At 36.4% G+C, this 12466-nt stretch carries 14 protein-coding genes; 7 read left to right on the top strand and 7 right to left on the bottom strand.

Annotated elements, in window-relative coordinates; all coding sequences use genetic code 11:
* Positions 1-12: 12 nt before the first annotated feature.
* Together rplS and K9M53_RS16065 are read left to right on the top strand one after the other, a co-directional pair.
* Entirely contained in the window at positions 13-372 is a 360-nt protein-coding gene (gene rplS, locus K9M53_RS01580; protein WP_224017327.1) for a 50S ribosomal protein L19, read from the top strand.
* Positions 373-572: 200 nt separating this feature from the next.
* A complete protein-coding gene (locus tag K9M53_RS16065) occupies positions 573-698 on the top strand; it encodes a hypothetical protein (RefSeq protein ID WP_255580657.1) in 126 nt (41 codons plus the stop codon).
* A gap of 34 nt (positions 699-732) precedes the next feature.
* On the opposite strand, the gene K9M53_RS01585 is transcribed toward K9M53_RS16065, so the two are convergent.
* Positions 733-873 carry a hypothetical protein gene (locus K9M53_RS01585; protein ID WP_224017329.1) on the bottom strand — a complete coding sequence of 47 codons (141 nt, stop codon included), beginning with the start codon at positions 871-873 and terminating at the stop codon, positions 733-735.
* Between K9M53_RS01585 and K9M53_RS01590 the strand changes: the two genes are divergently transcribed.
* From K9M53_RS01590 to K9M53_RS01605, 4 genes are all read left to right on the top strand, one after another.
* Positions 872-1105 carry a Sec-independent protein translocase subunit TatA/TatB gene (locus tag K9M53_RS01590; RefSeq protein WP_224017331.1) on the top strand — a complete coding sequence of 78 codons (234 nt, stop codon included), beginning with the start codon at positions 872-874 and terminating at the stop codon, positions 1103-1105. The genes K9M53_RS01585 and K9M53_RS01590 overlap by 2 nt on opposite strands.
* An 88-nt stretch (positions 1106-1193) precedes the next feature.
* On the top strand, positions 1194-2042 hold the full coding sequence (gene tatC, locus K9M53_RS01595; RefSeq protein ID WP_224017334.1) for a twin-arginine translocase subunit TatC: 849 nt from the start codon (positions 1194-1196) through the stop codon (positions 2040-2042).
* Positions 2043-2076: 34 nt separating this feature from the next.
* Entirely contained in the window at positions 2077-3537 is a 1461-nt protein-coding gene (gatA, locus tag K9M53_RS01600; protein WP_224017336.1) for an Asp-tRNA(Asn)/Glu-tRNA(Gln) amidotransferase subunit GatA, read from the top strand.
* On the top strand, positions 3530-4738 hold the full coding sequence (locus tag K9M53_RS01605; RefSeq protein WP_224017338.1) for a lytic transglycosylase domain-containing protein: 1209 nt from the start codon (positions 3530-3532) through the stop codon (positions 4736-4738). The genes gatA and K9M53_RS01605 overlap by 8 nt, the downstream gene beginning before the upstream one ends.
* Here K9M53_RS01605 and K9M53_RS01610 read toward each other — a convergent pair whose 3' ends face one another.
* The 5 genes from K9M53_RS01610 to K9M53_RS01630 all read right to left on the bottom strand — a co-directional run bounded on the left by K9M53_RS01610 (position 4739) and on the right by K9M53_RS01630 (position 10142).
* Positions 4739-5353: an ABC transporter ATP-binding protein gene (locus K9M53_RS01610; RefSeq protein ID WP_224017341.1), complete on the bottom strand. Its 615-nt coding sequence runs from the start codon at positions 5351-5353 to the stop codon at positions 4739-4741.
* A gap of 95 nt (positions 5354-5448) precedes the next feature.
* Positions 5449-6246 carry an acyl-ACP--UDP-N-acetylglucosamine O-acyltransferase gene (gene lpxA / locus K9M53_RS01615; protein WP_224017343.1) on the bottom strand — a complete coding sequence of 266 codons (798 nt, stop codon included), beginning with the start codon at positions 6244-6246 and terminating at the stop codon, positions 5449-5451.
* A 109-nt stretch (positions 6247-6355) separates the two neighbouring features.
* Positions 6356-7762, bottom strand: a complete 1407-nt coding sequence (locus tag K9M53_RS01620) for a bifunctional UDP-3-O-[3-hydroxymyristoyl] N-acetylglucosamine deacetylase/3-hydroxyacyl-ACP dehydratase (protein WP_224017345.1) — start codon at positions 7760-7762, stop codon at positions 6356-6358.
* Between the two features lie 101 nt (positions 7763-7863).
* A complete protein-coding gene (gene lpxD, locus K9M53_RS01625) occupies positions 7864-8904 on the bottom strand; it encodes a UDP-3-O-(3-hydroxymyristoyl)glucosamine N-acyltransferase (RefSeq protein ID WP_224017347.1) in 1041 nt (346 codons plus the stop codon).
* Between the two features lie 56 nt (positions 8905-8960).
* Positions 8961-10142, bottom strand: coding sequence for an HD domain-containing protein (locus K9M53_RS01630; protein WP_224017350.1), 1182 nt, complete (start codon positions 10140-10142; stop codon positions 8961-8963).
* 205 nt (positions 10143-10347) lie between these two features.
* Here K9M53_RS01630 and porX point away from each other — a divergent pair, with 205 nt between their 5' ends.
* Positions 10348-11904 (top strand): T9SS response regulator signal transducer PorX, encoded by a 1557-nt coding sequence (porX, locus tag K9M53_RS01635; protein WP_224017351.1) that lies wholly within the window; start codon positions 10348-10350, stop codon positions 11902-11904.
* 30 nt (positions 11905-11934) lie between these two features.
* Here porX and K9M53_RS01640 read toward each other — a convergent pair whose 3' ends face one another.
* Positions 11935-12447 carry a hypothetical protein gene (locus tag K9M53_RS01640; RefSeq protein WP_224017353.1) on the bottom strand — a complete coding sequence of 171 codons (513 nt, stop codon included), beginning with the start codon at positions 12445-12447 and terminating at the stop codon, positions 11935-11937.
* Positions 12448-12466: the final 19 nt, after the last annotated feature.

A 12466-nucleotide genomic window follows, 5' to 3' on the forward strand; every position in this document is an offset into this window, starting at 1 on the left:
AAAATTTAGGTTATGAACGCAGTAGCATTTGTACACGAACAATTGGCAACAAAAAAACAAGTTCCTTCTTTTAAAGCTGGAGACAATATTACCGTTAATTATAAAATTATTGAAGGTAATAAAGAGCGTATCCAAAGCTTCAAAGGCGATGTGATCAAACGTCAGGGAACCGGCGCTACTGCAACATTTACTGTTCGCAAGATCAGCGATGGCGTAGGTGTTGAGCGTTTATTTCCTACAAACTCTCCTAATATCGATAGCATCGTATTAAACAAAGTTGGTAAAGTACGTCGTGCTAAATTATTTTACCTGCGTGAAAGAAGCGGTAAAAGCGCTCGTATCCAGGAAAAAAGAATGGCGACGACTTCTTAACAAAACTTTTGGTATAAGATTTTCTATTGAAAATCAATTATTTTTGCGTACTTTGTATTATAAGCCTACCCTATATCTGAAAATTGGAACGATTGTTGGCTAAGGCGATAATATACCAATCATTCCAATTCCTCCGACAAGACCTTTCCCCCTAAAGCAACGATTATTGCTTATTTCTTAAAATTTAAAATGATTAAATCATGAGAAAGGTTATTTTATTTGCTATTGTTGCAGGATTGGCTCTTGCAATTGCATCTTGTTCAAGGGGAATTACACCGTATGAAGCGGCTAATGGAAAAGCTAAATGCGGTCGTTACATCAGGTAATTATTTATTTGAAGTCTCACTTGTCCCGAACTTATTAAAGGAGGTCTATTTTTAGATCTCCTTTTTTTGTAGCAATAAAATTTACAATGCTTACCGGAGTAACTGTTAAATGTGTTTCTTGTTGTGTTTTTTGTTTTACCTTTACATCTTCATTCACAGTTAAAAATACAAACATGGGAGATTTATTTAGTGGCCCGCACATGATATTGATAATATTGGTTGTGCTGCTTTTGTTTGGAGGTAAAAAAATTCCCGAACTAATGCGTGGTTTAGGAAGCGGCATCAGAGAATTCAAAGATGCTAAGGATGGTGTAAAAAGAGAGATCAAAGACCAATTGAATAGTGAATCGAACAAAGAAGTAGCTGCCTCAAACAGTTCTAAACAGATTTCGTCTGACACACAGTAATAACCAAAAATCATCTTTTTTTATAAACAAAACCTCGCAGTAATTTTGCGAGGTTTTGTTTATAGGCATTTTATATCCCTAAAATTTCATGAAATTTTTCAATATAGGTAAAGGCGACAATTCAAGGGCAGAAATGTCTTTTTTTGAGCATTTAGATGTATTGCGCGGGCATCTTTTTAAATCAGCTGTTGCTGTTGCGTTAGGCGCTATTGTAATGGTAGTGTTTGATGATCTGATCATCAAGAAAATTTTGATGGGCCCAACACACAAAGATTTTCCTACTTATACTTTTTTGTGCAGGCTTGATCAGCGTTTTAACCTAGGTGACAAATTGTGCATGGGAGAAATAAATGTAAAAATGCAGAGCACAACAGTTGCAGGACAATTTGGTGTGTTCTTTAATATTATTTTGATAGGTGGTTTTATTATTGCGTTTCCATATGTATTTTGGCAATTTTGGAAATTTGTACGACCGGCTTTGTCATCAAAAGAATTGAAAAATTCAAGAGGTGTCATCTTTTGGGTTTCTTTTCTTTTCTTTATCGGAGTATTGTTTGGGTATTTTGTAATTGCTCCTTATACTGTTAGTTTTTTTGCTCATTTTTCAATAGATGATAATATTGAAAACATATGGACAATAGGAAGCTATTTCAATACATTGGTGCCGCTTATTTTAGGTGCAGGACTTGCTTTTCAACTTCCGTTAGTGATGTATTTTTTAGCTAAAGTAGATGTGGTAAGCGCTAAATGGTTAAGAAAGGTCCGCAGGTATGCTATTATTATCATGTTGGTTTTATCGGGTATTATAACGCCTCCGGATATGTTAAGCCAGATAATATGCACCATTCCGTTACTGATCTTATATGAAATAAGTATTTTACTTTGCGCAAAAGTGGAAAGAAGAAAAGCGAAGGAAAGCGTTGTAGAATGGAGTTAGGCGTATAAATAATTTAATCTTTAAAAAAATAGAAGTGTTTTTATTCAACTCAATAGACGAATATCATCAACAACTTATACAAGGTAATACATCCTGCGAAGCAGTAATAACACATTACTTGCAGCAAATAGATAAGCATAAAGAGCTAAATGCGTTTGTAAATATTTATAAAGAAGAAGCCTTGAAACGGGCAGCAGCGTTGGATGAAAAACGGAAACAGCGTGAGCCATTAAAAAAATTACACGGAGTTGTTGTTGCTATTAAAGATGTTATCTGTCATAAAGATCATGAAGTAACTGCATCTTCAAATATTTTAAAAGGTTTTAAGTCTATCTATAACGCTACATCTGTTCAAAAACTATTGGATGAAGATGCTATCATCATTGGCTCCTGCAACTGTGATGAATTTGCAATGGGCAGTTCCAACGAAAATTCCTCATACGGTCCGGTATTGAATGCATTTGATACTACTAAGGTTCCCGGCGGTTCTTCCGGTGGAAGTGCTGTAGCTGTGCAAGCCGGCATGTGCATGGTAAGCTTAGGAAGCGATACAGGAGGTTCAGTACGTCAGCCTGCTGATTTTTGCGGTATTGTTGGTATTAAACCAACTTATGGAAGAATATCCAGGTATGGATTGATCGCTTATGCTTCTTCATTCGACCAGATAGGAGTTTTTGGAAATACCATTGAAGATGTAGAAAAAACGCTAGAAGTTATTTCTGGCCCCGATGATTTTGACAGTACAGCCATTCAGCAAGGATCATTAAATTTTTCTTCCTCCAACAATAAAGAAAAAAAATATCGTATCGCTTATTTCAAAGAAGCAATTGAGCATGAGTCGCTGGATAAAGAAATAAGTAACGGCATTAACAAAACGTTGGAACAATTAAAAAATAACGGAAACACTGTGCAAGCAGTTGAATTTGATCTGTTGGATTATGTGGTACCTGCTTACTATGTATTGACCACTGCAGAGGCAAGCAGCAATTTAAGCCGCTTTGATGGTGTACGTTACGGGCACAGAACAAAGGAAGCAGTTACCGACCTGGTGGATTTTTATAAACGTACACGCAGTGAAGGTTTTGGCAAAGAAGTGCAAAAAAGAATTTTATTAGGGACTTTTGTGCTAAGCGCGGGCTATTATGACGCTTATTATAGCAAAGCACAAAAAGTTCGTAGGTTATTAACGGATAAAATCGCTGCTATCTTTAAAGAATACGATGCAATAGTTTTACCAACATCGCCCACTACAGCTTTTAAATTAGGAGAAAAAACAGACGATCCCATTGCAATGTATCTTGCAGATATTTATACCGTTTTTGCAAATCTTACCGGTGTGCCTGCCATATCGGTTCCTCTTTACAAACACAGCAACGGCATGCCTTTTGGCTTACAGGTAATTACCAATAAGCAGGATGAACTAACTTTGCTGGAGTTTTCCAAGGTGTTGATGCAACACTATAAAAGCTATCAGCATCTTGCAACAAATGAATAATAAAACAATTATATTATTGTTTGCATTTTTATTATTTGCATTTGCTGAAAAAAGTTTTTCTCAGTCTATTGATTCTGTTCAACCTGGCACTATAGTGGAAGACACCACAAAGGAAGATGCATTGATTAAAGAGGTGGTTAAATCATCTAAAGCACCTAAGAAAGATAAGGTGCAGTATTTTAGCCAGGTAACCAAATACGGATTTAAAAATTTATTCTCCAATTATAATTATAATTCAAACATTCCTTACACTTCACAGGTAAATCCCAACGCCGAAAATTTTATACAGGATTACATGAAATCTCATGGCACCTATTTGCAAAAAATGAAAGATTGGGGACAACCTTATTTTACTTTGATCGAAAATGTTTTGCAACAATATGGTTTGCCACATGAGTTAAAATATGTTGCAGTAATTGAATCGAATTTACAAACCCAGGCGCTTTCCAACAAAGGTGCTTGCGGCCCCTGGCAATTAATGCCGGGTACAGCACGTCAATTGGGTTTAACGATTAATAATTATGTAGATGAGCGAACTGATTATTATAAGAGCACAAATGCGGCTGCAAAATACTTACTGTCGTTGTATGGACAGTTTCATGATTGGTTATTGGTGATGGCGGCTTATAATGGCGGTGCAGGAAGAGTTTCAAGTGCTATTAAAAAATGCGGCAGCAATAATTTCTGGAACCTGCAATTTTATTTGCCTGAAGAATCAAGAACGTATGTAAAACGTTTTATCGCTACGCATTATATTATGGAGGGTGGCGGCGGTATTACAACCAATGTAAACACCGATAGTGCTTTGGTTTTTGATAACAGTACTGATGTAACAAGAACGAGTTATAATTCAATTGGAGTAAACCCGTATTATAAACAACCTTCTTTAACTTCTGCAGAAAAGGATAATGTACAAACAATGAACATTTCCGGTAAATACAATGCTGCCATTATTGCTAAAAACCTTTCGATGAGCATGGAAACTTTCGATCGCTATAATCCCGGTTTTGCGGGTATGATCTCAAGTATAGGTAATTATGATCTTCGATTGCCTGCTGATAAAATGGATCTGTTTGTTGCTAATAAATACCAGATATTAAATGAAAGTGTACAAGCGCTTCTGGGTGGCCTTACTATCCCTGATACGAAAACAGTTTATCCTAAAAAAAGTACTAAGGCTAAAGTTGCAAAAAGAAGATAATTACAATTTGTATCTACTCACGTCCAACACTTCATCACAAAAACTATATTCCTGTTTATCATTGCTGCTTATGATCACTAATTTATTTGCAGTATGATCATTTATAAGTTGATGGTATAATGCAATGCCTGTTTCATCTAAATTGGTAGTAGGTTCATCTATTAATAAAACATGTGTATTGCTGAAAAATGCCTGGGCTAATTTTAAACGCTGTTTCATACCGCTGCTGTAATAACGGATCTGTTTATGTGTGGCTTTTTCCAAGCCAACAATCGCTATTATCTCTTTAGAAGATTGTGTTAGTGGCTTGAATTGAATATGGAAATCCAGGAATTCTTTAGCTGTCATTTCTTCTATTAATTCAAGATAAGGGGCAATAATAGAAATGTGCTTGTATATATTTTCTTCTGGTAATGATGCGTTGTTTATTGTAAATTGAAGTTTGCCTTCATTATGCGAAACAGCGCTGCCGATCACCTGTAATAAAGTAGATTTGCCGGAACCATTAGCTCCTGTAATGGCATATTTTTTCCCGCCAATAAATTGATAATCGATATGCCGGAATATCCAATCCCGGTTATAACGTTTGCCAATATTGTTTAAAGTGATTTGCATTTTCAGATACACAAAGGTATGCCGTGCAACTGAGTTCCGATGCATCGTATAGCAAAAACGATGTTGAATAAAAATTATGAATGCTGAGATGCAAACTATTCTTCGTCTGTACTTCCCTTTGTAAAACGTTTAATAATGCCGCGACCGCTCTCCCGAATAAAGGTTACAATTTCATCCCGTTCATCTGTAGCGGCTAATTCTTCTTCAATATAATTAAGTGACTGCGTGGTATTCATCCCTTTATTATAAATGATGCGATAAATATCCAGGATATCGTTTATGCGTTGCAGTGAGAACCCCCTGCGCTTAAGACCGATGGAGTTTACGCCGGCATAGCTAAGCGGCGTACGACCAGCCTTTATATAAGGGGGTACATCTTTACTTACTAATGAACCGCCACTCACAAATGAATGTTGACCGATCTGTACAAATTGATGCACAGCACACATTCCGGCTAAGATGGAATAATCACCCATTATTACATGACCTGCCATTTGAGTGTTATTGCTCATGATACAATTGTTGCCCACGATACAATCGTGTGCTATATGACTGTAAGCCATTATAAGGCAATTGTTACCTACTTTGGTCTTCCACTTATCTTTACTGCCACGGTTAATGGTTACAAACTCACGAATAGTAGTATTATCACCGATCTCTACGGTAGTTTGTTCTCCTTCAAATTTTAGATCTTGCGGAATAGCTGCGATCACAGCTCCCGGAAATATCCGGCAATTTTTCCCGATGCGGGCGCCTTCCATGATAGTAACATTGCTGCCTATCCAGGTGCCTTCACCTATTTCTACGTTAGGATGAATCACACTGAATGGATCGATCTTTACGTTAGTGGCAAGCTTTGCATTAGGATGAATGTATGTGTGAGGATGAATCATAATTTTAATGTGCTAATCCGATAATGTGCTAATCTGCTAATTACAAATTGAACACTTTTTTTAATTTTATTTTATCCTGCTAAGTGCCATTAACCTATTAGCTAATGGTTTAATTTCTTTTTACTAATTGCGCTGTCAGGTCCGCTTCTGTACAAAGCTTGTTGCCAACATACACACTTCCTTTCATTACGCAAATACCACGACGAATAGGTTCTGCCAATTCCATTTTTAAGATCATGGTATCGCCGGGCACTACTTTTTGTTTGAATTTACAGTTATCTATCTTTAAAAAATAGGTATCGTATTGCCCTTCAGGCATGGCATTGATACATAAAATGCCTCCTGTTTGTGCCAGCGCTTCTATTTGTAAAACACCTGGCATTACAGGGTTTCCTGGGAAATGTCCCTGAAAAAAATATTCGTTGAACGTTACATTTTTAATACCTACGATCAAAGTAGGAGTAAGCTCAACTATTTTATCTACCAACAAAAATGGAAAACGATGTGGCAACGTTTTTTCAATTTGTTGCTGTGTATAAACCGGCGGTTGATTGGGATCATAAATAGGAATATCCTTTGTATGCTTGTTCTTCTTTATGTATTGCTTTATTTTTTTTGCAAACTCAACATTGGTGCTGTGTCCGGGTCTGTTTGCAATAATATGTCCTTTAATGGGATAGCCGATCAAAGCCAGGTCGCCGATCACATCCAATAATTTGTGTCGTGCAGGTTCGTTAGGGAAACGCAATTCAACATTATTGAGATACCCTTCACTTTTAACTTCTACTTTTTGTCTGCCAAAAGCTTTCGCCAGGCGATTCATTTCATCTTCTGTTACTGTTTTATCTACCACAACAATTGCGTTATTAATATCACCGCCTTTGATCAGGTTATTATCCAGCAACATTTCTAACTCATGTAAAAAACAAAAAGTACGACAGGGCGCTATTTCTACTTTAAAATCTTTCATTGATTTTAAACCTGCATGTTGTGTTCCCAGTACCGGGCTATTAAAATCAATAAGGGTAGTTAATTTATAATCCGTAGATGGAAGCGCTGTCATCTCCACCCGCTTTTTTTCATCGTAATAAGAAATATTATTATCAATCGTGTACCAGGCTTTTGCAGCGTCTTGTTCCAGCACACCGGCTTCCTCAATTATTTTTATAAAAGGAGCGCTGCTTCCATCAATAATAGGAACTTCAGGTCCATTTAATTCTATCAAACAATTATCAATACCCATTCCAACCAGGGCAGCCAATATATGCTCTACTGTACTTACTTTAACAGGACCTTGTTCTAAAGTAGTTCCTCTTGAAGTATCAGTAACCAGGTCACAGTCAGCTTTAATGGCAGAAGTTCCTGCTAAGTCGGTTCGTTGAAATTGAAAACCAAAGCCGGGGTTGGCAGGCTTTAATATCATGTCAACATTAATGCCTGTATGAAGCCCCGTTCCTGAGATTGTTATGGTTGAAGCTAATGTATGTTGCTTGTCCGGGTTAAAGTTTGAGTCCATCCGGCAAAGATAGATATTTAGAGTTGATAGTTGCAGTTGATAGCCTGCTTTACAGTGTAAAAAAGATCATAAATTCAGCTATATGCAAAAGGATAAAAAGGTCATTTTTCGATGAGCTCTTTTATGATCCGCTCCAATTCTTTGATGCGTTTTTCCAACTCAGGTAAGTTTCTGTTTATTGCCTGGCTTCGCAATGCAGCAGTATAGTCAAAAGCCGGAGAGCCCGTTACTGCAGTATTAGGTATTTTAATAGACTTACTTACACCACTTTGAGCATTTATTTTACTTCCATCTGCAATTTGAATATGTCCTACCAAACCAACTTGCCCACCAATCATTACGTTATTCCCAACCTTAGTGCTTCCGCTAATACCTGATTGCGCTGCAATTACGGTATTGTTGCCAATTTCTACGTTGTGTGCTATTTGTAATAGGTTATCGAGTTTTGCACCTGCTTTAATAATAGTGCTTCCTATTGTTGCTCTGTCAATTGTAGTATTAGAGCCTATTTCCACATTATCTTCAATTACCACATTGCCTATTTGAGGAACTTTTTTATAGCTGCCATCTGCCTGAGGAGCAAAGCCAAAACCATCGCTGCCAATAACGGTGCCGGCATGTATCACTACGTTTTTTCCGATCACACAATCGTGATAGATTTTTACACCGGGATGGATGATTGTATTTTCTCCTATAATGACATTATTACCTACAAAAACATTTGGAAACAATTTTACATTGTTATCTATAATTACTTTTTCGCTGATGTATGTAAAAGCCCCGATAAAAATATTTTCGCCTTTTTTGGCAGTAGCATGAATATATGCAGGCTCTTCAATTCCCTGCATTTGCTGCGTTTGTATTTGCTGATACTTGTCTAATAAAATGGCAAAGGCACTGTATGCGTCTTTCACACGGATAAGCGTACACGAAACAGGTTGCTTTAACTCCTGCGATTCATTGATAATGACAACAGATGCCTGTGTACAATATAAAAAATCTTCATACTTGGGATTGGCTAAAAATGCTAATTGACCTTTTTGCGCTTCTTCTATTTTACCAAAAGATGCAACAGTTTCATTGGGGTCGCCTTCTATTTTACCATTGATGATGGCGGCTATTTGTATTGCGGAAAATTGCATAGCTGAATTTTGTGCGTCAAGTTCCTGGTATAAAAGTGATTACCTGAAACCTGCGACTATCTTAAATAACAAATGTAATATTTTTTGATCTTGCCTTTAAGGTTTTGATTGATAAGCGCATTATCTACTTCTGAAATGTCTTTTATAGTTCCATCCTTAAATAAGATATGGATGTTTTCATCTTCAAAATTGTATGTGCTGCTTATTGCTTCACCGGTAAAGACAAGCCATTCTGCATCTTCGCTGCTTATAGATAATTTTTTTGCAACTTCTTCGATCTTTTCCTGCAGTCTTTTTTTGTTAATTGGCTGTGAGGAATATTCTACTTTTAATAATTGCCGGTTGATGATGCCATTGCATAAGGTAGAGAGCACTTTGTCACTTTGCATGCTCCATATTTTCATTGTAGCTAACACATCATGATCGTCTATATTACAAAATTCTTCTAAGGTTGCCGTATGTTTAGATGAATGGATAAAACTGCTTAAAATTCCCGGTGTTTCAGCATTGATATGTTTTGCTCTTTTAATGATTTGTTTCAGCATTTGTTCAGCGCACAAAACTGTTTTATGCAAATACACCTGCCAGTACATCAGCCTGCGTGCTACCAAAAATTTTTCGATAGAATAAATTCCCTTTTCTTCTATCATCAGTCCGCCATTGTGAACTACCAGCATTTTTAAAATGCGATCATAACCAATAACACCCTCGCTTACACCTGTAAAAAAACTATCACGTGTCAAATAATCCATTCTGTCAACATCCAGCTGACCACTTAACAGTTGATGTAAGTATTTTTTTGGATGCTTGTCTGTAAATATATCCAATGCAGTTTGCAATTGACCGTTAAACTCTTTGTTGAGCTCGTTCATTATGCGCAATGATATTTCTTCGTGGTGCACATTTTCTACCAGGATATTTTCCAATGCATGGCTGAAAGGCCCATGTCCTATATCGTGCAGTAAAATGGCAATTTTGGCTCCTTGTTCTTCTTCTTTTGTGATTTCAACACCTTTTCCTTTTAATTCAATAAGCGCACAGCTCATTAAATGATATGCGCCCAATGAATGATGCAATCTCGTATGCACAGCGCCAGGATAAACCAAATGTGCCATTGCCATTTGATGTATGCGTCGTAGCCGTTGATAATAAGGATGTGCGATGATCGCAGCAATCAATTCATCGTCAATAGTGATAAAGCCGTAAACAGGATCGTTAATGATTTTGCGAAAAGGCATTAATAGTAAAAACTTTTTTGTTAAAAGATGTACAAAGTAAAACAAATCTCTAAAGCATCCATAGATTAAATTAAATTTGTAATGAACGCAGTTAAAATGCTGAGAACTGCAGCGCCGTAAAAGAGAGTGACACAACGATTCCTGATAGTAGTACTTCGGCTAAGGACATAAAGAACAAACATCAAAAATTATTAATTAAAAAAACATGAGTTCAACAAAAATACTTTGGGTTGATGACGAGATTGACAGCCTTACATCGCAGATACTTTTTTTGGAAAACAAGGGATATGAAGTGAATACAAAAACCAACGGTTTTGATGCCGTGGAATTTGTAAAAGAGAATATTGTGGATGTAGTGCTGCTGGACGAAAGTATGCCTGGCATTACCGGCTTGCAAACTTTGCAACAGATAAAAGAAGTGAATAACAATTTGCCTGTAGTAATGATCACCAAAAATGAAGCAGAGAATTTGATGGATGAAGCAATCGGTTCACAGATCAGCGATTATTTAATAAAGCCCGTAAACCCTAACCAGGTGTTATTGAGCTTGAAAAAAATTATTGATAATAAAAGGCTGGTAGCAGAAAAAACTACCTCTTCTTATCAACAAGAGTTTAGAAACTTATTCATGGCGTTGAACGATAACCCGGATTACAATGGCTGGATGGACATTTATAAAAAATTAGTGTACTGGGAACTGGAGATGAAAAAAAGCGATAGTCCTGAAATGCAGGAAGTTTTTCAATCGCAAAAATCTGAAGCCAATACGGAATTCTTTAAATTTATTTCTAAGAATTACGCGTCATGGGTTGGACCTAAAAGCGTTGATAGCCCGATAATGAGTCATACGGTAATGAAGTATAAAGTGTTGCCGCATGTTGAAAAAGGAATTCCTTTATTTTTTGTATTAATAGATAATTTGCGTTTTGATCAATGGAAAAGCATTCAACCGATCTTCAATGAAAGCTTTAGAATATTGGAAGAAGAAACATTCTATTCCATTTTACCAACAGCTACACAATATGCCCGCAATGCTATTTTCGCGGGTGCGTTACCGGTAGATATAGAAAAAAAGTTTCCGGTGCAATGGAAAAATGATGATGAAGAAGGAGGAAAGAATTTATTTGAGGAGGAATTTTTTAAAGCACAATTAAAACAATTGGGCAAAAGTGATCTAAAATATTCTTATACAAAGATCACTAATAACAACGATGGACAAAAGCTGGTTGATAACATTCATAATTTATTGCAAAACGATATTAATATTATTGTTTACAACTTTGTTGATATGCTGAGCCACGCACGTACAGAAATGGAAGTGTTGAAAGAGTTAGCCGGTGATGAAACGAGTTACCGAAGCATTACACAGAGCTGGTTTGAACATTCTCCATTACACCAGGCGCTTAAAAAAGTTGCCGATAAAAAAATGACCTTAATAGTTGGTACCGATCATGGAAGTGTGCGTGTAAAAACGCCGGTAAAAGTTATTGGCGACAAACAAACCACAGCTAATCTTCGCTACAAGCATGGACGTAACCTTAACTACGAACCTCGGGATGTATTGGCTTTCCGCGACCCTCGTGAAGCAGCGTTGCCGGTGCCCAATGTAAATTCATCCTATATTTTTGCAAAAGGAGATGTGTTCCTTTGTTATCCTAATAATTACAATCATTTTGTAAATTATTATCGCAACACATTTCAACATGGTGGCGTAAGCTTGGAAGAAATGATCGTGCCGATTGTGCGAATGACTAATAAATGATTTTTTGGAAGAATAGAGCTTATTTAATTACTACTTTTTAGTCGCTGTTTTTTGTTTGAGTAGCTTACGTTTAATTAAGTTATAGTTTATAGTAAAAGTTTCTTCATTAATTGGAATGCAGGCTATTTCTTCAAAACTATTTTTTTTAAGCTCTATAATGTGAAATGTATTTGAAAGAGAAAGATCAGCCCAATCAACGCAGTAGCCTATTTCATCCTTCCCGTCATTATTCATATCTCCTAAGTTTTTAAAAAGAGTAAGTCCACATTGTGATCCTTTTATAACAATGAAAGTATCAACATTTGGAATAGATGTATATAATCTGCTAATAGGTAGTTTTTTTATGACCAGCTTGATATTATTTTCCCAATCAACACTATCCATGATCTTACTTGTTTCTTTTCCGGTCAGGCTACTAATGTATGATTCATAAACGGTGTCAATAATTTTATCGCCATTAAAATCACCTGTAATAGAAAGGCGTTTGCCAAATTTCGAATAAGGAGATTGTGTTGAATCTGTAATAGCAATTGCTTTTTTCATTAATTCCTTACTGGAATTG

It is taken from the genome of Ferruginibacter albus (assembly GCF_020042285.1).
GTDB classification, from domain to species: domain Bacteria; phylum Bacteroidota; class Bacteroidia; order Chitinophagales; family Chitinophagaceae; genus Ferruginibacter; species Ferruginibacter albus.